The organism is Streptomyces roseoverticillatus (genome assembly GCF_000719265.1).
In the GTDB taxonomy this organism is placed as follows: domain Bacteria; phylum Actinomycetota; class Actinomycetes; order Streptomycetales; family Streptomycetaceae; genus Streptomyces; species Streptomyces roseoverticillatus.
The window spans coordinates 22,529-47,874 of sequence record NZ_JOFL01000027.1; the positions used below are offsets into that span (position 1 = coordinate 22,529).

A 25,346-nucleotide genomic window follows, 5' to 3' on the forward strand; every position below is an offset into this window, starting at 1 on the left:
CCGGGCAGGCCCGGGCCGGTGGTTGCGTCCGGCACCCCGTGCGGCGCTGCCGGCCGGTGGGATGGTGGCTGGACGTCCCGGGCCGGCTCGCACGTGCGTCGCCCGGCGCGCCCCCGTTCAGGGGGCGGTGCAGGTCACCGTCCGGCGGGCCCGGCGGTCCGCCGGAGGCGGTCGAGTTCCTGCCGGGCGCGGGCGGCCCAGAACGGCATGCGCAGGCTGCGGAACCCGTTCAGCGCCGTCGTGAGGTGGTGGACGGCCTGGTCACCGTCGCCGAGGGCCGCGCGCGTGCTGCCCAGCCAGAGGGCGGTGAGGGCTTCGCCCCGCCGTTCGCCGAGCTCGGTGAAGATCGCGGCGGCCTGGCCGAGCGGGGCGAGGGCCCACGCGGCCTGGCCGGGGCTGCGGGTCTCGGCGTGCATGCGGCCGAGGGCCAGCAGGGCGTACGCCTCGCCGGGCCGGTGCCGCAGGGACCGGTACTCGGCCAGGGCCCGGTGCAGGTGGCGGGCGGCCCGTTCGGCGCGGCCGTGGCCGATCTCGGCCCAGGCCAGGAGCTGCAGGACGTCGGCGAGGGCGAGCGGGTGGCCGAGGCGCTCGGCCGTGGCCACGGCCGGTTCGAGCGCGGCGACGGCCTCGGCCTCGCGCCCCTGGCAGGAGAGCGCGAAGCCCAGGCTGCGCAGGGCCATGACGTGGCCGTGCTTGTCGCCCAGCCGGTTCATGACGGCGGCCGCGGAGGCGGCGTCGTCGTGGGCGAGCTCCGCCATGCCGCGGTCGGCGATCGCGAAGCCGCGGTGGATGCGCAGGCGGGCGGCGTGGTGCTCCTCGCCGAGCGCGTCCAGTTGGGCGATGGCGCCGGCGTAGCGGGTCAGGGCGTCGTCCACCCGCCCGCGGACGGCGCGGGCCCGGGCCAGGGAGCCCTGGGCGACCGCGACGGCGACGGGGTCGCCGTCGGCCGCGGCGCGGTCGAGTGCGGCGCGGGCGACGTGCTCCCACTCGTCCCACCAGTTGCGCAGGTGGCAGACGTCCTCCAGGGCGGCGGCGAGCCCGGCCGTCTGCGGTCCGTAGCCGGCGCCGGCGGCGAAGCCGACCGCGGTGACCAGACTCGTGCGCTCGCTCTCCAGCCATCCGACGAGATCGCCCGCCGCGCCGGGGGCGTGCCCGCCGGTGCCTCTTCGGATGAGCTGGTCGCCCGCCGCGCGGACGCGGGCGAGCCAGCCGTCCAGGACCCGGGCGACCGCGGCCCGCCGCCACGACTCCGGCTCGTCGGCGAGGGCGCGCTCGGCGGCGTAGGCGTGCAGCAGGTCGTGCATGCGGTAGCGCGGCTGCCGCTGCCCGGCCGGGGACTCGATCTGTACGAGGTTGGCGTCGATGAGCGCGTCGGTGGCGCGGTCCGCGGCGAGTTCGTGGCCGGTGCCGGGGACGGTGGGGTCGGCCAGGGCGGCGGCGAGGGCCCAGCCGGGGAACTCCGGTGCGGGGAGCAGCCCGATGGCCCGGAAGGCGCGGGCGGCGTCGGGGGCCAGGCCGTGGTAGCTGGCGGCGACGCACGTGCGGACGGCGAGGTCGCCGACGGTGAGCTCGGCGAGCACCCCGCGCTCGTCGGCCAGCCGGTCGGCCAGGCGGCGGACCTGCCAGTCGGGGCGGCCGGCGAGCCGCGCCGCGGCCACGCGCAGCGCCAGGGGCAGGCCGGCGCAGGCGGCCAGGATCCGCCCGGTCGCCTCGGGCTCCGCCGCGAGCCGCTGCGGGCCGGCGATGCGCCGCAGCAGGTCCTGCGACTCCTCGTCGTCGAAGGGGTCGACGTCGATGAGGTGCGCGTCCGTGAGGCCGGCGAGCCGTGCCCTGCTGGTGACGAGGGCGGCGCTGCCGGGGGTGCCGGGGAGCAGCATCCGGATCTGGGCCTCGTCGCGCGCGTCGTCGAGGAGGACGAGCACCTTGCGGTCGGCGAGCAGCGAGCGGTAGAGCGCGGCCCGCTCCTCGGTGGCCTCGGGGATGGACGAGCCGGGGACGCCGAGGCTGAGCAGCAGGTTGGCGAGGATCGCGCCGGGCGTGCGCTGGGGGCCGCGGGTGCCGTCGAGGTGCAGGAAGAGCCGGCCGTCGGGGAAGTCGCCCCGGAGGTGGTGGGCGAGCCGGGTGGCCAGGGCGGTCTTGCCGACGCCGGGAAGGCCGGTGAGGATCACGACGGGCACGGCGCAGGGCGTGGTGCTGCCGGGCCGTCTCGCGGAGGGCCCGATCAGGGCGGCGACGCGCTCCAGCAGCCGGCTCCGGCCGACGAAGTCCGCGTCGTCGGAGGGCACTTGGACGGTGGGCTGCCAGGCGTCGGCCGGCCGTGCGGGCTGCGCCGCGGCGGGCGGCGCGCCCAGCTCCGGGTCCCTGGTGAGGATCGCGTGGTGGAGCCTGCGCAGTGCGTCGCCGGGGTCGATGCCGAGTTCGTCGCGGAGGGCGGTGCGGGCGAGGGCGTAGGACTGCAGGGCGTCGCCCGGCTGGTGGCTGCGGTACTGCGCGGTCATCAGCTTGGCCCACAGCGATTCGCGCAGCGGGTAGCGGGCCGTCTCCGCGCGCAGCGGGCCCACCAGTTCGCGGGGCTCGCCGAGGGCGAGGCGGGCCTCGGCGTGGTCCTCGAAGGCCGCGAGCCGCGCCTCCTCCAGGCGGGCGACCTCGCCGAGCAGGGCGTCGTGGTGCGCCACCCCTTCGAACGGGCTGCCGCGCCACAGCGCCAGCGCCTCCTCCAGGGCGTCGGCCGCGGCCCGGTGCTCGCCGGCGGCCAGGGCGGTGCGGCCGCGTGCGGCGAGGACCTCGAAGCGGTGCAGGTCGGCCTCGCCGGGGAACACCTGCAGGCGGTAGCCGCCGTTGCCCTGGCTCAGCCGCTCCTCGCCGGAGCCCTGGCCGGTCCCCGGTCCGGCGGCCGGGCTCAGAACCTTGCGCAGGACGGCGGCGTAGCTGCGGATGTTGGCCTGGGCCGAGGCCGGCGGGGCCTCGCCCCACACGGCGTCGCACAGCCGCTCGCCGGAGACGGCGGTGTTGGCGTTGACGAGCAGCATGGCGAGCAGGGTCCGCTGCTTCGGTCCCCCGAGCGGGAGGACCCGGCCGTCCGCGACGGCCGCGAGGGGCCCCAGCACCTTGAACTCGACACGCGTGTGCACCACCGCATGACCGCCCTTCCGCTGTGCAAGATTCGAACATCGGCGAATCCGACAACCATAGGCGTCATACGGGGATTGATCTTCCGCTTACCTCGAGCCCCGGTCGCGAAGCTCCAGCCGTGACGAGGGGTCACAGGTGCCGGGCTATGCAGTCCTGAAAGTCCTGATGAAGGGCGGCTATTTCCGTGCGCAGCGCTTCGAGACGCTTCCTGATGTCCGCCCGCCGTGCCTTCAGCTCGTCGATCCGAGCCTGGTCGACCGGATTCGCGGCCTGCAGCTGCGCGATGTGGCCGTCAACTGCTTTGCCCTCCCCGAGGAGGTGAGCCGCCTCGTTCTGCTTCTTGACAACATCGTGCAGTATGTCGGTGCACGGCATCATGCATCACCCGCTCCGGGCCGGCCGCACGGCCGGCTTTCCATGAAGCGTCCGGACACTTTCATTGTCCGCCGGACCCCGGACGGCGCAACCTCACTCGCGCTTCTCATCGCCCTTGCAGGGCCTTCGCATTGTCGCCGAAGCTCCACCCCCTCGATCCGTCCCAGTTGACCGACCAGGTCATGAGCCCCTTCAGCGCGCCGCGGTACGTGTTCCAGGCCTGCGCCACCAGGCCCGGCGACATGTAGCCGCCCCCGGCACCGGGCTGGGCCGGCAGCCCCGGCACCTGTTTGTCGTAGGGGACCCGGATGGTCGTGCCCTGGACGACGAGCCCCTTGTCGAGGCAGTCGGTCTGCGCGGTGAATCCCTGGACGGTTCCCGCGGAGTACGAGTCCCCTGAGCACCCGTACATGCTGCCGTTGTAGTACTGCATGTTCAGCCACCAGAGCCGGCCGTTGTCGGCGTACTTCTTCACGATCGGCAGATACGCGCCCCAGATCGAGCCGTACGTCACGCTGCCGCCGGTGACGTACGCCGTCTCCGGCGCCATGGTCAGGCCGAAGCCCGCGGGCATCCGCGCGAGCACGCCGTCGATGATGCGGATGAGGTTGGCCTGCGAGGCCGAGAGCGTGGTGATGCTGCCGCTGCCGGTGAGGCCGGTCTCGATGTCGATGTCGATGCCGTCGAAGTTGTACGCCTTCAGGATCGGCACGACGGTCTCCACGAACCGGTCGGCGACGGCGCTGGAACCGAGGTCGATACCGGCTGCCGCACCGCCGATCGACATCAGGATCGTGGCCCCCGCGGCCTTGGCCCCGCACATCTCGGCCGGCGTCGCGACCTTCACGGTCGCGTCCATGCCGTCCTCCCACAGCACCGTGCCGTCGGACCGGATGACCGGGAACGCCGCGTTGATCACGCTGTAGCCGTGGTCGCGGATGCGGGAGTCGGTGACCGGCACCCAGCCGAAGGGCGGGTGCACGCCGTTCGCCGCGCCGTCCCAGTTCTCCCAGTAGCCCTGGAGCACCTTGCCCGCGGGCCGCGGCTTGACGGGACAGGTGTCGGCGGCGGGCGCGCCCGCCGTCCGCCCTTGCGCGAGGACGCCCTGCGGCGCCTGCCCGAGGAGGGCGACGGCCACCAGCAGGCCGGCTCCCAGCCAACGCGCCGTCCGACCAGTCATGCCCGACCTCCTCGGCGAGGACCCTCGAAAGGAGTCGAACGCTAGAACCGCTCCACCCGGCCGTCAATATGTCTGGACCAAGTCGGGGGCCGGGGGCCGCCGTCCGCCGGGTGTGCTTCCGTGCACCCCGGAGGCGCTGACCCGTCCACCGGGCCGAGCGGACAGCATGGGTAGGGTGACGACGCCCACGACGCCGTACCCCGAAGGCTGGTTCTGCATCGGTTTCTCCCGGGAGTGGAAGGCCGGCAGCGTCGGCACCCGGCGGTTCGCGGGCGGCGACGCCGTCGTCTACCGCACCCGGCGCGGGGTGCTCCGGGTCACCCGGCCCTACTGCCCCCACCTGGGGGCCCACCTCGGCGCCGGCGGCACCGTCGACGGCGAGTACCTGGTCTGCCCCTTCCACAGGTTCGCCTTCGCCCCGGACGGCACGTGCGCGAGGACGCCGTACGGGACGCCCCCCAGGGCTTCGCTCACCCTGCTGCCCTCCCGCGAGGCGTACGGCATCGTCTGGACGTGGCACTCCCCCGACGGCGCCCCGCCGTCCCGGAAACTGCCTTCCCTGCCCGAACCCCTCGCCGGCCCCCGCGCGTTCCGCGCCACGGAAGAGGCGGGCACTCCCCAGGAAGTGACGGAGCGCGTCACCGGCCGGATCCTGTCCCGCTCCGGCTCCCGGCACGTCAGCCTCCGGGCCCTGGGCCCCGGAGCCGCGCTCGTCGTGATCGAGCCGGTGCGGCGTCCCCTGCACGCAGCGCCGTGGGGCCTCGTCCTGTGGGTCCTCGCCACCCCCGTCTCCCCGGGCCGGGTCCGCCGTTGGACGGCCTGCAGCGCCGCGGTCGCCCCGGCCCGCCTCCCCCCGCCGCTCCCTCACCGCGCCCGGCAGAACGACCCGGCCCTCCGCGGCGGCAGGGGCACCGGCTCCCCCACCCCCTCGGACCCGGGGTCGTAGGCGATGACGGAGGTGATGTCGGGATCGAGGCGCACCCACGCCCCCCGCAGCAGGTTCCCGCGGAAAGCGGCCCCGTTGTAGCGCGTCCCGGAGGCGTGCACGACCAGGTTCCCCTGGAACAGCATCCTGAGCGCTTCCGCATAGGACGCCATTCCCGGTTCCCCGGAGACGAGTTCACTTTCCATGGCCACATAATCCGCTTCGACGGCGCGGACCAGTTCGCACGCCCTGTAGACGGCCCGCTGGAGCGAAATGCCGTCCCGCCGCATCCAGAGGGTCAGAATGCTGGCGGCGGCGCAGCCCTTGGCCAGTTCCCTCCGGTAGGAGTACACGTCATTGATGACCAGCACGTGCTCGACGGCCTTCACCTTGAGGGCCCGGAGCGCCTCCTCGTGGCCGGACACGTCACAGCCGACCGCGTATTCGGCGATGCCGATGTTGGCCTCGTACCCCACGTCGCTCACCCGCCAGGCCAGGAATTCCTCATCGGTCATGCGGTGCGTCTCGTGCGGGGCGGAGCCGGTCGTGCGGGAGTCGATCCAATCCCCGAGCGCCGCGTTGATCCTGCTGCGGAACGTCCTTCCCAGTCCGTCCAGGAAGGGGTTGATGATGGCGGCCAGGGTCTCCTCGACGGCGGTCTCGGGCCGCTTCTCCTGGGCGATGACCCGCTTCAGGCCGGCCACCATCTCCTTCGCCCCGATTCCCGTCCAGCCCTCGTCGATCATGTCGTCGATCAGGTACGTGATCATCACGTATTTCGCCGCCGCCAGGATCCGCTCCATGTCGGCCGACTGCGGGGCCCACAGGCAGACGAGGCGGGCGGACTGATCCTGCCGGATCTTCGCCGCATAGCGATTCAGGACGGGGTGCCCAGCGACGTACTCGGCCAGCAGGGCCTCCGCTTCCGCCACGCGCGGATGGACGTGAATAGGCAGGCGGGTCCCGATCTGCGGGAAGTGGATGATCTCACGCAGTTCCATCTTCCCTCCGGTCAGTCGGGCGCCACCGGGTAGAACTGGCGGGCCCAGTGCCGGTAGGCACCGATCGGCCCATCCTCATTGTTCAGCCGCGGGTGGGGCAGATAGGCCTTGTGGTGGAATACGGGCCAGTCCGCGCGGGAGTCGTGAAAGGACCAGTGGTTCATCCCGGCGGCCACCGCGCGTTCGAGGGCGCGGCGGGCTGCGGGAGGAATGCGGAGCAGGGGGTCGAGCACCGCACTGGCCGCGAGGCAGTACCGGATGCGGCCCGGTCCGACGGGGGTGACCAGCACCCACTGGGCGGCGCGCAGGTGACAGCGCGGCAGGTCGATCGTCATGAGCGCCGCCCCCAGACCGAAATACCGGATGCTGACGTCCTGGACGGTGGAGAAGAACGGAAGGCTGCGCCCGACGCGGACCGTGAGGGAGTAGAACGGCCCGTCGCCCTCGGGCGCCGTCAGGATGTCGAGGAAATCGACGCCGTGGAGTTCGACGACGTGCCGGTGGTCGATGAAGTTCTCCATCACCTCCTGCGGGTGGCCCGCCAGTTCGACCGCACGGAAGGTTCGGGGGGCGGCGAAGTCACCGGTGGGCGGCGGGACTTCCCACGAGGGCGGCGTGCGGTCGTGAGAATGCCCTGCCCAGACGATGCCGTGCGCTTCCCGTACGGGCAGCGCGGACCGCAGCGCTCCGCCGCGGGTGCGCTGGATGAGCAGGCCGGTTCCCATGAAGCGGCACATGCGGACGGTTCCCGGTTTCCACTGCCACGAGAATCCCGCACAAAACCATCCGTTCGGGTAAGGCAATGGCTCCGGGAAGGCCTCGTCCGCCGCTTGTGCCCGGTACGGAGAGACATATGTACGCGCCCGCATATCACCCTCGCATGGTAGGAGTTGGTGCGGCAGAGGCCATCGGAGAACGATAAGTGACGACTCACGGGTTCCTCCCCGGTACGCGCACAGTGCCTGTACGCATGCTGGCGAAGAATGCGAAGTCCGCCAAGGCGCGCACTGCCGGCGCTTGAAGCACGCACACTCCGCGGTGGTGCGCAGTAGCACTACCGGATGGCCGATGCACCGGCTTTTGTGGCCATTGGGAAAGCCTGCTGCGGAAAGAGGCTCTCACATGGATACCGGAGGCGTTTGACACGGGCAAGAGAATCGGTTTTTCACCAGGCTACCGAGGATGGGTACGACGTGTCCCCGGTTCGGTTGACGCCGGTTGACGCCGTGTCCCGTTTCTCCGTTCCCCGGCCTCCCCTGCGGCGGCGGTTCAGGGGCTGACCGCCAGCACCACGTACGCCGCCAGGAGCGAGAGGTGGAGCCCGCCCTGCAGCGGGGTGGCGCGCCCGGGGATCACCGTCAGGGTGCCGACGGCGACCGTGAGGGCGAGGAGCACCATGTGCGTGGCGCCGAGGCCGAGGACGAGCGGGCCCTCCAGCCAGACGGAGGCGACCGCGACCGCGGGGATGGTCAGGCCGATGCTGGCCATGGCCGAGCCGAGGCCGAGGTTGAGGCTGGTCTGGACGCGGTCGCGGCGGGCGGCGCGCAGGGCCGCGATGGTCTCGGGGAGGAGGACCAGCAGGGCGATGACGACGCCGACGACCGAGGCAGGCAGGCCGGCGGCGGCCACCGCGGACTCGATGGTCGGCGAGACCCCCTTGGCGAGGCCGACCACCGAGACCAGGGCGACCCCGAGCAGGCCAAGGCTGGTCAGGGCGGCCCGGGCCGAGGGCGGTGCGGCGTGGTGGTCGTCGGTGTCGATGACCTCGCCCTCGGCGGTCACCGGCAGGAAGTAGTCGCGGTGCCGTACGGTCTGCGTCGCGACGAAGAGCCCGTAGAGGATGAGCGAGGCGGCCGCGGCGAAGACGAGCTGGGCGGTGGAGAACCGCGGGCCGGGCGTGCTGGTGGTGAAGGTCGGCAGGGCCAGGCTCAGCCCGGCCAGGGTCGCCACCGTCCCGAAGGCGGCGCCGGTGCCCTCCGCGTTGAAGACGGCGACCCGGCGTCTGAGCGCACCCACCAGGAGGGACAGGCCGACGATCCCGTTGCAGGTGATCATGACGGCGGCGAAGACCGTGTCGCGCGCCAGGGAACTGCTCTTGTCACCGCCGTCGGCCATGAGCGTCACGATGAGGGCCACCTCGATGATCGTCACCGCGACGGCGAGGACGAGCGAGCCGAACGGTTCGCCGACCCGGTGGGCGATCACCTCCGCATGGTGCACGGCGGAGAGCACCGCACCGGCCAGGCAGCAGCTCACCAAGGTCACCGCCGCCGGGGACAGCGACCGCCCCCAGGTGAGGACCAGCACGACGGCGGCGAGCACCGGCACCAGGACGGGCCAGCGCGCGGCAAGCAAACGGAACCGACGGTTCATGGGGACAAGCTTCGCAGATCGCCCGTCAGATGCCCGTTCACCGGAGGCGCGTCCGGATTCCCCGCTCACCGGGGCGCGTCTGTCCTCGCCCCCGCCCAGACCGCGGCTGGTAGGGCTGGACGGGAGCGGCGTGCGGCCTCACCCGAAGATCTGCACCGTCGGATGATCGGAGAAACACCCGTCACCCGGACGAGGCACAACGGAAAAGACCGGACGAGGCGCGACGGAGAAGGCGGGACACGACGAAGGAGGGGCCGTCCGCGTGGACGACCCCTCCCTCTCGCGTGTGGAGCTAAGGAGAATTGAACTCCTGACCTCCTGCATGCCATGCAGGCGCTCTACCAACTGAGCTATAGCCCCTTGTTCAGATGTTCCGCTTTCCGCCCGGTTCCCCTGGCGACGCAGACAATATTACACGACAGCAGCAGTGCCATTGACGCCGCTCTTCGCACCGTTCCGGACTGCGCAACACCGCGCGAGCCGGGAGTGCGGCACCCATATCGTCGCCCGTTCCGTCGCCCGGGCTACCTCGTCGCCCTGTTCACCCGGGACGACGTCGGCAACCGGCCGTTCGACACCGCCGCGCTCACCGTCAACTGCCTCAATGAGTACGGCGGTTTCATGTCCGTCCTGACGAACAATCTGACCGACTCCCACCCGGTTTCGCGCGAGCGGGCCGGCGTCCCGGCACTGTACGACCCGGACCCGCTACGGGTGCTGGATCGTCCCGGCGCTGACTGCTGCTCCGTAAGCGTGACAGCACCCGGCGCCGGGGCCCGGGTGACCGTTGTGGCAGGTGTGCGGGGAAGTCACCGAGAAGGTAAGCAGGACACATGCCCCTTCAGCGCAGGCGGTCCGGCTCCGGACGACGCCGGCGGCGCCCCGGCCGCCCGCTCGTCGCCGTGCCCCTGGGGCTCATCGCCCTGGTCGTGGTGGTCGACCTCCTGACACCGCCCGACATCCACCTGGGCCCGCTCCTGGTCGCCGCCCCGGCCATCACCGCGGCCATCGGCGGCCCCATGCTCACCGGCGTCATCGGAGCCCTCGCGGTGGCCGCCCAGGTCGTGATCGGCATCTTCCACGGGGGCCTGACGACGCCGAATCACCAGGCCCAGATCGCCGCGCTGCTCCTCATCTCGGCCTTCCTCGTGATCTTCCGCCACACCCGGGCCCAGCACGAGCAGCAGCTGATCCGGGCGCGCTGGGTGGCCGAGGTGGCCCAGCGGGTGCTGCTGCGGCCGGTCCCGCCGCGGCTGGGCCCGCTGCGGATCGCGACGCTCTACGTCCCCGCCGAGGCCGAGGCCCGGATGGGCGGCGACCTCTACGCCGCCGCGCGGACCGAGCACGGCACCCGGGTCATGATCGGCGACGTGCGCGGCAAGGGCCTCCCGACGATCGGCGACGCCGCCTCCCTCCTCGGCGCTTTCCGCGCGGCGGCCCACCGCAATCCGCCCTTGCCGCGGCTGGTGGCGCACCTGCAGAACGCCACGTACTGGGACATGGCCGAGCCGCAGGAGGGGCCGGCGGCGGGAGAGGGCTTCATCACCGCCGCGATCCTCGACATCCCCGACCACCAGCCGGTGCTCCGGCTGATCAACTGCGGGCACCCGCCCCCGCTCGTCCTCAGCCGCGGCGAGGTGACCACCCTGACGGTCGCCGACCCCGCCCTGCCGCTCGGCCTCACCGGCGGCCTGACGGAGGAGGACTACGCGTCGGAATCCTTCCCCTATCGCCCGGGCGACGTCCTCCTCCTCTACACGGACGGCGTCATCGAGACCAGGGACACCGGCGGGCGCTTCTACCCCCTGGCCGACCGGGTCGCCGACTGGCAGGAGACCGACCCGGACGGGCTCGTCCAGCACCTCCACCGTGACCTGCTCGCTTACGCTGGCGGATCGCTGGACGACGACGTCGCCGTCATGGCCATCGAGCGGCTGCCGCAGGAGTCCGCGTGACGTGTGCGGGATGACCGTAGGGCTGCCATCGGGCCAAGGCCCGTCCGACCGATCTCCGCTGATCCTGCGGCTGGTCCGACACCGCCGGTCACCCGCGCTGTCGGTTTCTCGCCGTTGCGGCGGAAGAAGACCGCCCGCCGCAACCGCGGCGAACCACCACGGTGAGGGTCCGGCGCGGCACACGCGGCCACAGCAACCGGCGTTCGCCGTGATCCGCCGGACCGGCCCTAACGGCAACGGCGCCGGTAGTAGGCGTACGTCAGGGCCGGCACCAGCGGGCCCCAGCTGGTCGCCATTGACGACTGTCCCGGCCGCGCGCCGCAAAAGGATCATGCGGGAGTACGGTCCGCCTCCGCCGTGCGGTGGAGCGCGGCGAGCGCGCCGCAGGTCAGCGCCGCCAGTACCGCTCCCGTGGCGAGCAGCACCGGCATGCTCCACCAGCGGGACAGCAGGGCGAGGGCGTACGGCGTGAGCATGCCGAGGTAAGCCGCCGTCCAGAACAGCGACGTCACCATGGCCAGCCGCTCCGGCGGCGCGGCCGCGGCGGCCTCGGTCAGGCCGAAGGACAGGGCGAGACCGTAGCCGGCGCCCAGCAGGGCCGCCGCCACGAGTGCGAGCCCCGGCCGGGCCCCCGCCGCCGCGGGCACGGCGAGCCCGAGCCCGGCCGTGATCACCCCGAGGCCGGCCGCCCCGGTGGCCGGGCGGTGCCGGGCGGCCAGCCGCCGGGCCAGCGGCTGCACGAGCAGGCCGCTGCCGGGGACGACGGCAGTCGCGATGCCCGCGTAGACAGTGCGCCACCCGGCCAGACCGCCGTCCACGAGGCCGGGCAGGGTCGCGAACCCGACGGCCGGGGCGGCGAAGACCCACGGCGCCAGCGGCAGGACGGCACGCCGGAAGCGGCGCCAGTCGGGGGCGGCGGCGCGTGCGGGTGCGCCGGCGCCGGTCCCGGAGCGCCTCCGGTCCGCCCGGCGGCCCGTCTCCGGCGCACCGTAGGCGACCGCCCAGGCGACCGCGGCCAGGGCCACGTGCGGAAGGTAGGCGGTCGCCATCGGATGCGGCAGCCACTGGGCGATCAGCGCGGCCACCAGCCCGCCCGAGGCGAAGCCCGCGGAGACGAACAGCCCGGCGCGCCGCGCGGCCGTCCCCGCCGCCGCGTCCGGTGCGTACGGCGGGCAGGACAGCTCCTTGACCCAGGCACTGCCGGCCGCCAGGAGCGCGCCCGCGCTGATGCCGGTCAGGAACCGGCCGGGCAGGAGCCAGCCCGTGGCGGCCGAGCCCGCCATCAGCAGGCAGGACGAGAGCAGGTTGACGGCCAGGGCGGTGAGCGCCACCGGGCGGCGCCCGCGCCGGTCGGCCAGCGGCCCGCCGAGCAGCAGGCCCGGGACCAGGCCCACGACGTACACCGCGAACAGGCCGGTGACCGTGGACTCGGACAGGCCGAGTTCGGAGCGGTAGGCGCCGAGCAGCGCGGAAAACTGGTTCGCGCTCCAGCCGGACGCGGTCATCATCCAGCCGGTGCGCAGCCAGGGGCGGTTCCCGGCCGCCGGGCGGGCATCGGGTCCGGGCGGGCGGGAAGCGGACGTGCGCTGCTCCTTTGCCGCATTCTTTGTCACAGAAGTACTCACGCCACCCAGTCCTACGGGCCCCGGCCCGGCCGCCGCCGCCCGCATTCACAACTCGTGAACGCGCGCACGAGCCGGCCGGTGGTCATGTCTATCGTGGCCGTCATGGATCTCCGCCTGCTGTCGTCCTTCCTGGCGGTGGTCGAGGAAGGGCACTTCGGACGGGCCGCCGCACGGCTCTTCCTCTCCCCGCCCGCCGTCACCCAGCACGTCCGGCGGCTGGAGACCGACCTCGGCACCCGTCTGCTGCACCGCACCCCCGTGTCGCCCACGCCCGCCGGCGAACGGCTGGCCCGCCACGCCCGCACGCTGCTCGCCGCCGCCAACGCCGCGCTGGACGACGTGGCCGAGGCGGCGGACCGGGCGCCGTTCGCCGCCGACCGGCCGCTGCGCGTCGGCATCATGGGCCACGGCTCGGCGGAGCTGACCCCGGCCTCGGTCAACGCCTACCGCAGGGCCCGCCCGCACATCGCCGTCGAACTGCGGCAGCTCGACTTCACCGAACACGTCTCGGCGCTCGTCGAGGACCGCGTCGACATCGCGTTCGTCCGCCCCGACCCGGCGGACGACCGCGTCACCGCTGACGTCCTCACGACCGAGCAGCGCATCGTGGTGGTCCCCGGGGCGTCCGCCCTCGCGGACGCCCGCGACACCGGCGCCCTGCTCGCCGACGTCACCGACCTGCCCTTCTTCCGCGTACCGGGCCACACGCCGCGCCCCTTCACCGAGTACTTGTACTTCGGCTGCACGGACCGGCGCCGCAGCACGGACTTCGCCCTCACACCGCAGGAGGTGCTCACCGGGGTGGTCACCGGCCGTGCGGCCGGCTCCGGACTGAAGTCCTTCGCCCGCTACTACGCCTGGCCCGGCGCGGTCTTCGTCCCCGTCCTGGACGCTCCCCGCGAGAGCAGCTACCTGGCGGTCCGCGCCGCGGACCGCAACCCCGAGGTCCAGATCTTCCGCGCACTGACCCTGGCCCTGGCGAAGGAACTGGGCCCGCGGATCAGCGAGTGAGCGCCGTATGCCTGCCGCCGGGCGCGCGGGCCTCACCGCCCGCGCGCGAACAGGCCGCGCCGCGGTGAGCGCGGCTCGGCAACGGTCCTGGACCGATATCGGTTTGGGCGGACAGCACACGTAGAGCTAGGTTTTGCCTCGTTAGTTCGATTAGCGAGGAAAACTTCATGCTCAAGCTCACGTCGGGCGCGGTGGCCGCCGTCGTCACCATCGGCATGCTCACCGGCTGCTCGTCCGCTGCCGGGAAGGGCAGCGACACCGCCGAGGAGACCCGGGCCCCCGCCTCGGCCAAGGCGGCGAACGAGAGCGAGAAGTCGAAGGACGAGGCCGGTACGGGCGGCACGGCCGGCAAGCCGGGCAAGAAGGCCGAGTGGAAGGACGGCGGCCGGATCGGCGGCGCCGGAGCCGTCTGCGAGTTCCCGGTGTCGTTCGAGGTGGCGAAGGCGTGGCAGCCCAAGGGGCTCGACGCGAAGGGCGCGGCGTTCCTCAGCAAGTGGCTGGGCCACCCGTCGTTCAAGGGCGCCTGCGAGATCGACGCGAAGCCCGCGGGCATGATCGGCTACATCCGCGTGTGGACGTCGGAGCGGACGGACATGTCGCCGCTTCAGGCGCTGGAGACGTTCGTGGCCGAGGAGAAGAACGTCACCGGCAAGGAGTTCAGCGACACGAAGGCCGGTGACCTTCCCGCCGCGGAGGTCGTCTACAAGCAGAAGAGCCCTCTTCTGGACGAGCCGAAGCAGGAACAGGCCTTCGCCGTGACGACACCGAAGGGCGTGACCGTCGTCCACCTCGGCGGGTTCGACGACAGCGAGCAGAAGGAGATGCTCCCGGCCTACGAACTCGCCAAGAAGACCACGAAGCTCCCCTGACCGTCCGGTCCTCAGTGCGGGCCGCCGCCCATCGCCCCCAGCATGGCCTTCCCTCCCGTGCGGAGGAAGCGCACGAGCAGCGCGGCGGCCAGGCCGAGGAAGGCGAGGTTGAGCCAGGTCGTGTAGTTCCAGCTCACCCCCTCCTCGGGAATCACGGCGTGCCCGCGGCCGGGTACGAGCCCCAGGCCGCCGAAGACGAATTCGACGGCATACCCGGCGACGACCACGGCCACGTAGAAGGTGACCAGCAGGAAGAGCGCCGTCCTCGCGCCGTAGTACTTCCGGTAGATGTTCAGGATCGGCAGGATCAGCAGGTCGGCGAAGATGAAGGCGACCACGCCGCCGAAGCTGATGCCGCCCTTCCACAGGACGACGGCGAGCGGCACGTTCCCGATGGAGCACACGAACGAGGCGATCGCCACCAGCGGGCCGACGAGCGGGCCCCACCACTTCGCGAGCCCGGGGTCGTCGGTGAGGAAGAACGCCTGCCAGAACGACTCCGGGACCCAGGCCGCGATGGCGCCGGCGATCAGCAGGCCGGCCACGAGGTCGCGTAGGATCGCCGCCCACTCCATGACGAAGACGTGCGCCGTGGCCGTGTAGCCCTCGCCGGAGAACAGCCGCCGGGCGAACGTCCCCTCGCGCCGTACGGACATGTCCATACTCGCGTGCCCCTCCATGGAGCCGGCCACCCCGCGCGCGGCCTGCGCACGGGCCTCGTCCAGCAGCCGCGGCCGGAGGAACAGCCGGAAGAGCACCGCCAAGGCGATGATCATGAGGGGTCCGCCCGTGAACTCCGCGAGCGTGAACTGCCAGCCCATGAGCAGCGCCAGAATCACCCCGAGCTCGACCACCAGGTTGGTGGAGGCGATTTCGAAGGCCATCGCCGCGGTGAAGTCCGCCCCCTTCCGGAACAGGGCGCGGGCCAGCGCCACGGCCGCGTAGGAGCAGGACGAGGAGGCCGCGCCCAGGCCCGCGGCGCGCGCCAGCGTACGGGGCCGGGCGTCACCGAGCAGGGCGACGACGGTCGCCTTGCGCACCACCGCCTGGACCACCGCGGACAGGGCGAACCCCAGGATCAGCGCCCAGGTGATCTCCCAGGTCATGGACCCGGCGATGGACAGCGCGTGCACGATCGCCTGCATCCGCCCGACCCTTCTTCCGGCACACGGCACGTCACCACGGGGCACATCGCCCCGCGCGTCCCCGTATACCTCTACCCCCCGCGCCCCGCGCACGGAATGAGGAACGCCCGGATCAGCCCCTGCGTAACACCGGCAGCCCCGCTCGACGCCGCCCGGCTAGGGCAGATCCGTACGACCCAGCCACGCCGGCTTCACCGGCACGCCGTCCGCGTCCCGTTCCTCGGCGGGCCCGGCGGGCGGCGGCTGCACGGAGTCCGCAGGCGCGGGCGGTTCCGCAGGCTCAGGCGCGGGCGGTTCCGCGGGCTCAGGCGCGGCCGCGCTGTCCTCCAGCAGTTCCGCGAGCGTGAACCGGGTGCTGTAGGACTGCTGCCAGGAGCCGTCGAGCACCAGCAGGAAGCCGTCACCGTGCCGGAAGAACCGGCGGCGCTTCGGGTTCCACGGATGCTGGGGCACAAAGTCCCGGGCGCGCCTTTCGAGCTCCGCCAGAGCCTCTTCGCGCTCGCCCTCCACATGCGCCAGCACGGACGTCTTCGTACGTTTGTGCTCGCCGCCCACGGTCGTTTCGACGATGAGTCCCCACGTGGCCATGCGCCCCCCTCTCACGTCATTGTCTTGATCTTACAGATTCCCGCCTCCGTTTCGGTGGGCTGAATCAAGCAGGGTTACCGGTATCAAGCTGGCAGTGTCGTCTTTGTGCCGTACGGATCAGCTGCGCGAATCACCGCAGCGGCTTGTTGATTTCCTACTTGTGCATGGAGGGGCGAGGATGAGCAGCAACACCGAGGTGCTCGTGACGGGCGTCGGCGGGATCACCCCGCTGGGCGCCGGCATGGCGCGGTCGTGGAAGGGGATGGTCGCCGGCGAGTCCGGCGTGACGCGGCTCGGCGAGGAGTGGCCGGCGGACCTGCCGGTACGGGTGGCCGGTTCGCTCCCCGTGGATCCGCTGTCGCTGCTGGAGCGCGTGGAGGCCCGCAAGTGGGACCGGTGCGAGCAGCTCGCGATGATCGGCTCGCGTGAGGCGTGGCAGGACGCCGGGCAGCCGCGGGTGGAGCCCGAACGGCTCGCCGTCGTCATCGGCACGGGGACCGGCGGCATCCTCACCACCCTCGGCCAGGACGACGTCTACGAGCGGTCGGGGCCGCGCCGGCTCTCCCCGTACGCCGTGCCCATGCTGATGCCGAACGGCCCGGCCGCCTGGGTCAGCATGGAGCTGGGTGCGCGGGGCGGCGCGAGGACGCCGGTGAGCGCGTGCGCTTCCGGGGCGGAGGCGATCGCCATGGGCCTCGACCTGATCCGGGCCGGGCGCGCCGACGTCGTGGTCGCGGGAGGTGTTGAGGCGTCCCTGCACCCGTTCTGCATCGCCGCGTTCGCGCAGATGAAGGCCCTCTCCACGGACGACGGCGACCCGGCGGCGGTCTCCCGCCCCTTCGACGCCGCCCGCAGCGGCTTCGTCATGGCCGAGGGGTCGGGCGTGGTGGTCCTGGAGCGCGCCGGGTTCGCCCGGGCCCGCTCGGCCCGCGCGTACGGGAAGCTGGCCGGTGCCGCGGTGTCCTCCAGCGCGCACCACATCACCGCTTCGGACGCGGAGGGCCAGGTGCACGCCGTCCGGACGGCCCTGCGCGACGCGGGCCTCGGGCCGCGGGACATCGACAACGTCCACGCGCACGCCACGTCCACGGAGTCCGGGGACCTGGCCGAGGCGCAGGCGATCACGAGCGCGCTCGGCGGGCACGTGGCGGTCACGGCCACGAAGTCGATGACCGGTCACATGCTGGGCGCGTCCGGCGCGGTGGCCGCGATCGCCGCCCTCCTCACGCTCCGGGACGGCGTGCTGCCCGCGACCCGCAACTTCGAGAAGCCCGGCCCGGGAATCGACCTGGACGTGGTCCACGGCGAGAGCCGCGCCGGCGACTGGTCGGCGGGGCTGGTGAACTCCTTCGGTTTCGGCGGGCACAACGTCAGCCTCGTGGTGACCCGCGAGGGCTAGCCGGCTGCCGTCCACTCGTTCCGCTCGTCGCCGTCACAGTAACGGCACACGAACGATCTCAGCGCTTCGTCAGTCGCCTGCGCACCGCCTTCAGCAGTTCCACCCGGCCGACGCGCAGGGTCAGTGCGTCACGTCCCGGCAGGGGCTTCGCGTACCAGGGGAGGCCGAGTCGCCGCCAGCGGGCCGGTTTCAGAGACGGCTGGGGCGGTACGGGGACGGACCACTGTCCGGTGGTCGTGGTGAGGCGGAGGGTCAGTTCCCGTTCGCCGGGGGTCGTGCAAGGGATCCGTACGGTGAAAGCGCCGTCGGAAGGGGCGGGTTCGACCGGGGTGTGCTCTGTCCTGCCGTCCGGGCCCTCGGCGGCGATCGTCAACGCGCCCCGGGGCAGGCTCGCCAGGCTGCAGCGGCCCTTCACGACGAGGGTGGCGGGGGTGCCGGCCGACCACTGCGCGCCGGTGACGCGCAGGTGCGGCTGTACGCGGTGGCGGTTCTCGCCCACGTCCAGGGTGAGGTTGCCGTAGGGCTTGGTGGTGAAGAGGGCGATCGCCGTCCCCGCGTCGGTGACGAGCGTGGTCGTCGCGGTGGTCACGGAATCCGCACGGCTGCTGCCGAGGCGGACTTCCTTCACGATGCCCTGGGCGCCGACGGCGAGCGAGAGGTCCCACAAGCCGGGCGTCAGGGAGGCGAGGCCGACCGTCACGTCGTAGCCGGCCAGGTCGTACACGTAGAGGCCGCCGTCCTCGTCGGCGCCCAGGCCCGGCGTCGGGGTGTGGCGGACCGGGAGGCGGCGCTCCGTGGCCGTCCCGCGCTTGCGGAGGATGAGCTCGGTCGTGACGTCGCGCGTGGATACGCGGTGGATGCGGGCGTGGCCCGCGAGGCGCAGACCGGCGCCGTCGATGTCGGCGGAGTCGACGCGGTGGCGGGCACGCAGCTCGGTGGTGATGTCGTAGCGGTCGTCGGGGATGCCGAGTGCGGAGTCGCGGAAGTACGGGTAGAGGGCGTAGGCCCGGCCGTCCTGGACCTGTATCTCAGGGCCCGCGGCGGCGGTGGCGGCGAGGGTGGTGATCCCGTAGCTCGCGGCACCCCGGTCGAGCTCCCAGCGGACGAGAGTGAGGAGTTCGCCGAGGAGCCGGCGGCGGATGAGGTGGCACCGCAGGCGGACCACGGCGGGCAGGCGGGCGGCCAGGCCCTCGGTCCAGTGCAGGGCGACCAGGTCGGCCAGCTCGTACAGCAGCTTGCCCTGGACCTCGCGCCGCGGTTCGCGGCTCAGCTGGAGTACGGCGTCGCGTAGTTCGATCGCGTAGTGGCGGTGCATCAGCGTGTCGCGGCCGGGGCCGGCCGGGACGTGCGCGGCGACGAGCCCGGTCATCTTCCGGAAGAGGTCCACGCGCGTCCGCGCGCTGTGCTCCTGCGCGGTGATGTTGTTGCCGTCCTCGCGGGCGACCCAGTGGACGCAGTCGTGGTCGGCGACGACGGAGATCGCGGCGGCCTCGAGATAGGCGGTGGCGACGAACGGCTGGTCCTCGCCGATCGACAGGCCGGTGTCGAAGCGGAGCCGGAGCCGGTCGACCAGCTCGCGGCGGAACAGCTTCATCGGGTTGAGCGTCCAGTAGACCCGGGAGGCGAACACGTCGGTCCTGGGCTGGTTCCGGCGGAACATCGACCCGGGCGCGCGGCGGCCGCCCTCCCCCACGATCCGCCCGAGGACGACGTCGGAGCCGTTCTCGTCCGCCGCCGCGACCATGCGCTCCAGGGCCTCGGACCCCAGGTGGTCGTCCGCGTCGAGGAAGAAGACGTAGCGCCCGGTCGCGCGGTCCAGCCCGAGGTTGCGCGGGCCCGCCGGACCGCCGGAGTTCGGCTGGTGGATCACGTGCATCCGCGGCGCCCGCTCCGCCAGGCGGTCCAGTTCGCCCGCCGTGCCGTCCGTGGAGCCGTCGTCGACCGCTATCAGCTCGATCCGGTCCGCCCCCAGGGACTGGCCGAGGACGGAGCCGACGCTGCGGGTCACGTACGGCATGGCGTCGAACGCGGCGATGATGACCGTGACTTCGGGCGCAGGCACAGCAACAGGCTCCGCCCGCGGGCCCCGCGGACTCCACAGTTCCGCAGTTTCCGCAATTCGGATTGGGTTTTTCAAGGAAAAGGCGACACCGGGACCACCTCACACGTAACTTAGGCTAACCTAAGTTCCCCCTTCGCCGAGGACGGTCACGATGCAGCGACTGCAGCACAGCCAGGGCATGCCCGGTACCGCACGGACCCGTGACGGCCGGGAGTTGCACTTCATGGAGCTCGCAGGCCCGGCCGGCGGCGCCCCCGCGACGGTGGTGTTCGAGGGCGGCCTGGCGTCGGTCCGCTCGTACTGGGCTCTCGTCCAGCAGGCCGTGGCGGGCTCGGCGCGGGCAGTGGTCTACGACCGCAGCGGCCTCGGCCGCAGCGCCCCCGACCCGTCGGGACAGCGCCGTCTCGCCCGGCTCGCCGACGACTTGGGCGAGCTGCTCGACCACCTCGGCCCGGGCCCGTACGTACTGGTCGGGCACAGCTGGGGCGGCCCCGTCGTACGGCTCGCCGCGGCGGCCCGGCCCGGGCGGATCGCCGGCCTGGTATTGGTCGACCCCACGGACGAGGCCTGCGACCTGCTCTTCGATCGTTCCATCCGCCGCCTGGAGAAGATCCGGTACGGGGCCGCCCTGCTGCTGGCGCGCCTGGGGCTGCTCGGCCTGCTCTTCCGCAAGGTGACCGCCGCCCTGCCGCCCGACGCCGCCGCCGACATGCGCGCGGAGGCGTTCACCGTCGCGACGATGCGCACGATGGGCGCCGAACAGGCCGGCATCGCGGCGGACCTGCGCGCCCTGCGCGACCACCCGCCGGCCCTCGGCGACATCCCCGTCACGGTCATCTCCGCGACCCTGCCCACCCCGGGCATGAGCGCGCAGGCCCGCGCGTCCGTGAACGCGGCGCACGCCCACCGGGCCGGTCAGTCGCCCCGCGGGCGGCACGTCCTCGCGCGGCACGCGGACCACATGGTGCCGACGGCGGAACCCGGCATCGTGGTGGCGGAAGTCGAGCGCCTGCTGGGAGCGGCGGCCGCTGTTCCGGAGGAGCCAGCCGTCCCGGAGGAGGCAGCCGTCCCGGAGAAAGCAGGGCAGCAGGATCAGAACGGGCAGGTCGCGTCATAGCGGGATAGATTGGGCGGAGGTCCACGAGAGGAGACCCGCATGTCCTCCAAGCGACGCCGCAAGAAGAAGGCCCGCGCCCGCAAGGCCGCCAACCACGGCAGGCGCCCCCAGTGCTGAGCACACGGGCCTGAGCCCTCAGCGCTGAGGGCGGCCCGTCAGCCGCTATGCACGTCGGTCGCTATGCACGTCGGTCGCTATGCCGGACACGGAACCGGATCCCGGCCGTCTCCAACCGCCCGATCAGCGCGTCCCCCATGGCCGTGGCCGTCGTGACCTGCCCCGACGTCTTCGGCAGGTCGTCCAGGGCGAGGCACAGCGACGCCTCCGCGAGGATCTTCGCCGTCTCTCCGTAGCCCGGGTCGCCGCCCGCGACCTCGGTGAACACGCGCCGCCCGCCCCCTTCGCCCACGGCCCGCACCTGGAACCAGGCGCGGGCCCGCTGCTCCGCGCTCGGCCCACGGCCCGGCTCGTAGCGGCGGGAGATCCAGGAGCGGACGGGAGCGACCTGCGCGGCGGCCGCCAGCGCGCCCACGCCGACCGGCCCGGCCAGCGCCATGGGCAGCGTCTTCACGGACGCGTAGTGCCGGTAGCGGAAATCGGGGCCGTAGCGTTCCAGCGCCGCGGCCGAACGGCGTACGACCTGGGGATCGAGCGTGGGCAGCGGCAGCGCCCACGTGCCCGTCTCCTTGCTGAACCGCGGCGCTCCCAGCGGAGCCCTGACCCGGCGCCCGGCCGGGCGCGGCTCGTACCGGCTCCGCTCCTCCGCCGCGGCCTTCGCCTGCCGCTGCCGCGAGGCGATCAGCATCGACGTGGCCAGCGTCCCGCCGGAGACGAGCCCCGACGCCCGAACGAAGCCGTCGACCGTCAGCGGCACTCCCTCCGGCAACCGCCCGACGGTGAAGTACGCGAGGAGGTCGTGCGGCGCCGAGTCGAAGCCGCAGGCGTGCACGATCCGGGCGCCGGTCCTGCGGGCCTCGGCATCGTGACGTACGTAGGTGAGGTCCACGAACTCCGGCTCGCCCGTGAGGTCGGTGTAGTCGGTGCCGGCTTCCGCGCAGGCCGCCACCAGCTCCCGGCCGTAGCGGATGTACGGGCCCACGGTCGAGGCGACGACGTGCGCGGACCCGGCCAGTTCACGCATGGCGGCCGGGTCGGCCGCATCCGCGGTGACGAGGGCCGGCTCGGCGGCCCGTACGGGGTCGAGCGCGGCCAGCCGCTCGCGGAGCTGCTCCAGCTTCACCCGGCTGCGCCCGGCGAGCGCCCACCGGAACCCCTCCGGGGCGTTCTCCAGCAGGTATTCGGCGGTCAGCTGCCCGACGAACCCCGTGGCACCGAAGAGCACAAGGTCGTACGGCCGTTCAGAGCCGTCCCGCCGGTTCATGGAGCCTCCGGCCGAGTCCGCTGCGATCGAAGTCACCGGGCATACGTCCCTTCTCACGTCCGAACAGCATCGAACCCATTGTCCACATCCGGCTGACGCGTGCTCAGGAAACGCCGACGCCTCGCTTCCGGCCGGCCCCGGCCCCGGACGCACGCCCGGCGCCCCCGGACGCGCGGCGCCGCAGCCACGCACGCGGCGGAGCCGTATGCCCATGCACGAACCGGTGGTGGGGGCCGGTTCCGGTCGGTACGGCCGGCCGCCGGCCCCATGCTCATGTGCGGACAGCGCGGTTCTCAGGGGCGAACCGTTCGCCTCCCCGACACCACGCGCAGAAACGGCAGGACGACCATGCCAGTGCACCCGCTCCCGCTCGCCCGGCGGTCCGCGATCCTCGTAGCCGCCGCCACACTGGTGGTCCTGGCCCCCGGCACGGGCCGGGCCGACTCCCCGTCACCGGCACCGATCAAGAACGAGGGGGCCGGGTGGTACCTCGACAGCGGCAGTGACACCTCCTCCGCGAAGGCGCCCTCGCACACCTCCAAGTACACGGGCGAGCCGGCGTCGGCGCCCGGCAACCTGAAGTGGTCCTACGACGCCTCCACCAAGCTCATCAAGAACGAGGCGAACGGCTGGTACCTCGGCAGCGGCGGCGACTCCTCGTCCGCCAAGGCCCCCGCGTACACGACGAAGTACACGGGCGACCCGGCCTCCGCTCCCCCGCAGCTCAAGTGGTCCTACGACGCCTCCACGAAGCTCATCAAGAACGAGGGGAACGGCTGGTACCTCGGCAGCGGGGGCGACGACTACGGCAAGGCGCCCGCGTACACCACGAAGTACACCGGCAGCCCGGCGTCGGCGCCCGCGCAGCTGAAGTGGGCGATATCGTCCTAGGTTCCCCGGGGTCCCCCAAGTCCCAGGGGGACCCCGGCCGTCCGGCAGCTCCGCAGGGGACGCGGTTCAGTGCTGTCGTCCGCCGCCGCCTCGCCGCCCTGTTACGAGCGCAGTTCCAGGGTGATGTGCGGGGAGAGAGCGCGCAGGAAGCCGGGTGCGTCAAAGAGTTCGCCGGCGCTGGCGACGCCGACCGTGCGGGTCTGTCCGGTGAGGATGCGCCCGCCGGCCCGGTGGACCGCTTCGACTGCGAGGGGCGCGGTGACGGCGTAGATGTCCTGGCCGCGGGCTACGGCGCGTCGTTCGGTGTTACCGGATCGGACGACGACGTCGACGAGGAAGGTCTGCGCGGAGCGCCCGTGGTCGTCGACGGCGGTGGGAGCCGGGGTGTCCGGGGCCAGGACGCCACCGACCGCCTCGGTCGTCATGTAGGTGCGCACCTCGGGGATGGGCAGGTGGCTGGGGATCGTGACGACGTCGGCCATCGTGAACTCGCCGACGACCGTCCGCGGCCCCATCGGGTCGGAGAAGGTCCACTTCACGGTGGGCAGGTCGTCGTTGTGGTACTCCAGCTGCCCGTTCCTGAAGCGGACGCGGCGGCCACCACCCCGCTCCACGGAGACCTTGCCCGCGGCCCGCGTCCCCTCCGTGGGCTCCCAGCTGTTCAGCCCGTACGCGATGTGCGCCTCGTCGGCCTCGGTCCAGTCGCGCATCGCTGGATTTCTGCCCGATTCCGGGCAGGAAATAGGGAGTTTGCGGTTCCGGCAGTACAGTGGCCGCCCATGATCACACTCTCCGCCCTGGGATCCTTCGCCCTGATCGTGGGGCTCCTCACCCTCACGCCCGGCCTCGACACCGCCCTCATCCTGCGTACCGCTGCCCTCGGCCACCGCAGGCGCGCCTGGGGCGTGGTGCTCGGGATCCAGACCGGCACCCTCGCCTGGGGCGTGCTCAGCTCGCTCGGCATCACCGCCCTGCTGACCGCCTCCCACCTCGCCTACACGATCCTCCGCTGGGTGGGTGCCGCCTATCTGGTGTGGATGGGAGGCCGGATGCTCATACCGGCCCTGCGCCGGCGGGTCGCCGGTGCGGACTCCGGCGCCTCCGAGCCCGCCGAGTCCTCCGATGACGCCGACACGGTGGAAGTCGGCGGCTTCCGGGCCGGCTGGCGGCGGGGCGTCGTGACCAACCTGCTCAACCCCAAGATGGGCGCCTTCTACGTGGCCGTCCTGCCGCAGTTCATCCCGGCCGGTGCCCCGCACGTGGCGACCGGCACCCTGCTGGCCGGCGTGCACATCGTGTTCGCCTCGCTCTGGGCGGCCGTCCTGATCGCCTTCGCGCGGGCGCTCCGCACCACCCTCCGGAAGCCCTCGGCGCGCCGGGTCCTGGACCGGATCACCGGCACCGTCATCGCCGCCTTCGGGGTCCGGCTCGCCCTGGGCGACTGACCCGAGGTCCCGCCCGGCCGGTCACGCGCCCTTGTTGAGGCGGTCGTTGACGCGGTCCCCGTCGTCCGGGGCGATCCGTCCATCCCGCAGCGTGAGGCCGAACAGGCCGGCGATCAGCTCCTGGTTGACGTCCACGGCCGCCTCGGCCAGGTCGGCGAAGGCCGCGGCGCCGGCCCGCCCCTGCCGGACCCCGGTCACCACGGCCACCAGGCCGGCCAGGCCCGCCGGCCACCAGGCGAGCCCGAGGGACAGGTAGAGCAGGCCCCACGCGGTGAGGGCGGCCGCCTCGGCGAACGCCCTGCGCGCCGCGTCCACGGGAGCGCGCTGCTCGGGCGGGAGGACCAGCCACAGGCGGGGCCACAGCAGCGCGATGCGCAGCCCGTACTCGGCGTGCACCCGGTCGTCGACGAGCCGCAGGCGGTCGGCGATCCAGGTCGGGCGGGCGGGCAGGTAGCGGGTGATGGCCGGGGGCTCGGGCGACCGTGCGGCACGGTCGCGGCGGTTGCGGGTGATCGCCTGGGCCGGCGCCGCGGCCCAGGCGGGCCAAGGCCCGGTCCACACCCGCTGCACGACCGCGGCCAGGCAGCGCGCGGCCAGGCCCGCTCCGGCCGCGGTGAGCAGCACGCCCGTCAGCGCGAGGACGGCGGACGCCGGCTCGTGCAGCCGCGGCCCCGCGTGCCGCAGTGCCGCGGTCAGGGGCCGATGGTCGAAGGGGGCGCCGTGGTGCAGCAGTCGGGCGCAGGACGCCGCCGCGAGGAAGAGCAGGCCCGGCAGGACCAGCAGGCTGAGCCATTTCTCCGCCAGCTTGTCGGCCAGGTGGGTCAGGAAGCCGCCCACGGCCCGCCCCTCACCGGTCCCGCCGGGCCGCCCCT

The 25,346-nt window shown here is 73.0% G+C and carries 21 protein-coding genes, 1 tRNA gene and 1 pseudogene; 10 read left to right on the forward strand and 13 right to left on the reverse strand.

The features are described 5' to 3' along the window. Positions 1 to 134: 134 nt before the first annotated feature. On the reverse strand, positions 135 to 3,134 hold the full coding sequence (locus tag IF61_RS0127015) for an AfsR/SARP family transcriptional regulator (RefSeq protein ID WP_052393088.1): 3,000 nt from the start codon (positions 3,132 to 3,134) through the stop codon (positions 135 to 137). 133 nt (positions 3,135 to 3,267) lie between these two features. Between IF61_RS0127015 and IF61_RS36050 the strand changes: the two genes are divergently transcribed. Next, the gene (locus IF61_RS36050) at positions 3,268 to 3,678 is read left to right on the forward strand and encodes a hypothetical protein (RefSeq protein ID WP_157848684.1); all 411 of its coding nucleotides are present in this window, start codon (positions 3,268 to 3,270) and stop codon (positions 3,676 to 3,678) included. Here IF61_RS36050 and IF61_RS0127025 read toward each other — a convergent pair. Beyond that, a complete protein-coding gene (locus tag IF61_RS0127025; protein WP_030369140.1) occupies positions 3,614 to 4,687 on the reverse strand; it encodes a chitinase in 1,074 nt (357 codons plus the stop codon). The two genes, IF61_RS36050 and IF61_RS0127025, sit on opposite strands and share 65 nt — an antisense overlap. Positions 4,688 to 4,862: 175 nt before the next feature. On the opposite strand from IF61_RS0127025, the gene IF61_RS37635 reads away from it, so the two are divergent. Next, positions 4,863 to 5,633: a Rieske 2Fe-2S domain-containing protein gene (locus IF61_RS37635; protein ID WP_052393089.1), complete on the forward strand. Its 771-nt coding sequence runs from the start codon at positions 4,863 to 4,865 to the stop codon at positions 5,631 to 5,633. On the opposite strand, the gene IF61_RS0127035 is transcribed toward IF61_RS37635, so the two are convergent. The 4 genes from IF61_RS0127035 to IF61_RS0127050 form a co-directional block, all read right to left on the reverse strand. Continuing rightward, positions 5,552 to 6,613, reverse strand: a complete 1,062-nt coding sequence (locus tag IF61_RS0127035) for a terpene synthase family protein (protein ID WP_030369142.1) — start codon at positions 6,611 to 6,613, stop codon at positions 5,552 to 5,554. The two genes, IF61_RS37635 and IF61_RS0127035, sit on opposite strands and share 82 nt — an antisense overlap. Positions 6,614 to 6,624: 11 nt before the next feature. After that, a complete protein-coding gene (locus IF61_RS0127040; RefSeq protein ID WP_030369143.1) occupies positions 6,625 to 7,350 on the reverse strand; it encodes a hypothetical protein in 726 nt (241 codons plus the stop codon). 532 nt (positions 7,351 to 7,882) lie between these two features. Next, positions 7,883 to 8,986 (reverse strand): calcium:cation antiporter, encoded by a 1,104-nt coding sequence (locus tag IF61_RS0127045; protein ID WP_030369144.1) that lies wholly within the window; start codon positions 8,984 to 8,986, stop codon positions 7,883 to 7,885. 287 nt (positions 8,987 to 9,273) lie between these two features. Further along, positions 9,274 to 9,346, reverse strand: a tRNA-Ala gene (locus IF61_RS0127050). A gap of 473 nt (positions 9,347 to 9,819) precedes the next feature. Here IF61_RS0127050 and IF61_RS0127055 point away from each other — a divergent pair. Next, complete coding sequence (locus IF61_RS0127055) at positions 9,820 to 10,941, forward strand: PP2C family protein-serine/threonine phosphatase (protein WP_030369145.1); 1,122 nt, start codon at positions 9,820 to 9,822, stop codon at positions 10,939 to 10,941. A 329-nt stretch (positions 10,942 to 11,270) separates the two neighbouring features. Here IF61_RS0127055 and IF61_RS0127065 read toward each other — a convergent pair whose 3' ends face one another. Next, entirely contained in the window at positions 11,271 to 12,566 is a 1,296-nt protein-coding gene (locus tag IF61_RS0127065; protein ID WP_245684640.1) for an MFS transporter, read from the reverse strand. A gap of 102 nt (positions 12,567 to 12,668) precedes the next feature. Here IF61_RS0127065 and IF61_RS0127070 point away from each other — a divergent pair, with 102 nt between their 5' ends. Together IF61_RS0127070 and IF61_RS0127075 are read left to right on the forward strand one after the other, a co-directional pair. Beyond that, the gene (locus tag IF61_RS0127070) at positions 12,669 to 13,577 is read left to right on the forward strand and encodes a LysR family transcriptional regulator (protein ID WP_030369147.1); all 909 of its coding nucleotides are present in this window, start codon (positions 12,669 to 12,671) and stop codon (positions 13,575 to 13,577) included. 167 nt (positions 13,578 to 13,744) lie between these two features. After that, entirely contained in the window at positions 13,745 to 14,446 is a 702-nt protein-coding gene (locus tag IF61_RS0127075) for a lipoprotein (RefSeq protein WP_030369148.1), read from the forward strand. A gap of 11 nt (positions 14,447 to 14,457) precedes the next feature. Here the strand turns inward: IF61_RS0127075 and IF61_RS0127080 are convergent, their stop codons facing one another. Both IF61_RS0127080 and IF61_RS0127085 read right to left on the reverse strand, forming a co-directional pair. Beyond that, a complete protein-coding gene (locus IF61_RS0127080) occupies positions 14,458 to 15,591 on the reverse strand; it encodes a permease (RefSeq protein WP_030369149.1) in 1,134 nt (377 codons plus the stop codon). A gap of 156 nt (positions 15,592 to 15,747) precedes the next feature. After that, entirely contained in the window at positions 15,748 to 16,179 is a 432-nt protein-coding gene (locus IF61_RS0127085) for a hypothetical protein (RefSeq protein ID WP_030369150.1), read from the reverse strand. A gap of 178 nt (positions 16,180 to 16,357) precedes the next feature. On the opposite strand from IF61_RS0127085, the gene IF61_RS0127090 reads away from it, so the two are divergent. After that, positions 16,358 to 17,578, forward strand: a complete 1,221-nt coding sequence (locus tag IF61_RS0127090; protein ID WP_030369151.1) for a beta-ketoacyl-[acyl-carrier-protein] synthase family protein — start codon at positions 16,358 to 16,360, stop codon at positions 17,576 to 17,578. 58 nt (positions 17,579 to 17,636) lie between these two features. Here IF61_RS0127090 and IF61_RS32790 read toward each other — a convergent pair whose 3' ends face one another. Further along, positions 17,637 to 19,640 carry a glycosyltransferase family 2 protein gene (locus IF61_RS32790; protein ID WP_030369152.1) on the reverse strand — a complete coding sequence of 668 codons (2,004 nt, stop codon included), beginning with the start codon at positions 19,638 to 19,640 and terminating at the stop codon, positions 17,637 to 17,639. 151 nt (positions 19,641 to 19,791) lie between these two features. On the opposite strand from IF61_RS32790, the gene IF61_RS0127100 reads away from it, so the two are divergent. Both IF61_RS0127100 and IF61_RS37860 read left to right on the forward strand, forming a co-directional pair. After that, a complete protein-coding gene (locus IF61_RS0127100) occupies positions 19,792 to 20,757 on the forward strand; it encodes an alpha/beta fold hydrolase (protein WP_078660529.1) in 966 nt (321 codons plus the stop codon). A gap of 39 nt (positions 20,758 to 20,796) precedes the next feature. Continuing rightward, positions 20,797 to 20,874 (forward strand): 50S ribosomal protein bL37, encoded by a 78-nt coding sequence (locus tag IF61_RS37860; protein ID WP_483855231.1) that lies wholly within the window; start codon positions 20,797 to 20,799, stop codon positions 20,872 to 20,874. Positions 20,875 to 20,935: 61 nt separating this feature from the next. On the opposite strand, the gene IF61_RS0127105 is transcribed toward IF61_RS37860, so the two are convergent. Continuing rightward, a complete protein-coding gene (locus IF61_RS0127105) occupies positions 20,936 to 22,138 on the reverse strand; it encodes a saccharopine dehydrogenase family protein (RefSeq protein WP_030369154.1) in 1,203 nt (400 codons plus the stop codon). Positions 22,139 to 22,486: 348 nt separating this feature from the next. On the opposite strand from IF61_RS0127105, the gene IF61_RS0127110 reads away from it, so the two are divergent. Next, entirely contained in the window at positions 22,487 to 23,029 is a 543-nt protein-coding gene (locus IF61_RS0127110; protein ID WP_157848685.1) for an RICIN domain-containing protein, read from the forward strand. 101 nt (positions 23,030 to 23,130) lie between these two features. Here the strand turns inward: IF61_RS0127110 and IF61_RS0127115 are convergent. After that, positions 23,131 to 23,742, reverse strand: a pseudogene (locus IF61_RS0127115) (saccharopine dehydrogenase); the annotation flags it as partial. A gap of 66 nt (positions 23,743 to 23,808) precedes the next feature. Here IF61_RS0127115 and IF61_RS0127120 point away from each other — a divergent pair. Further along, complete coding sequence (locus tag IF61_RS0127120; RefSeq protein WP_030369156.1) at positions 23,809 to 24,474, forward strand: LysE family translocator; 666 nt, start codon at positions 23,809 to 23,811, stop codon at positions 24,472 to 24,474. A 21-nt stretch (positions 24,475 to 24,495) separates the two neighbouring features. On the opposite strand, the gene IF61_RS0127125 is transcribed toward IF61_RS0127120, so the two are convergent. After that, a complete protein-coding gene (locus IF61_RS0127125) occupies positions 24,496 to 25,311 on the reverse strand; it encodes a hypothetical protein (RefSeq protein ID WP_030369157.1) in 816 nt (271 codons plus the stop codon). Positions 25,312 to 25,346: the final 35 nt, after the last annotated feature.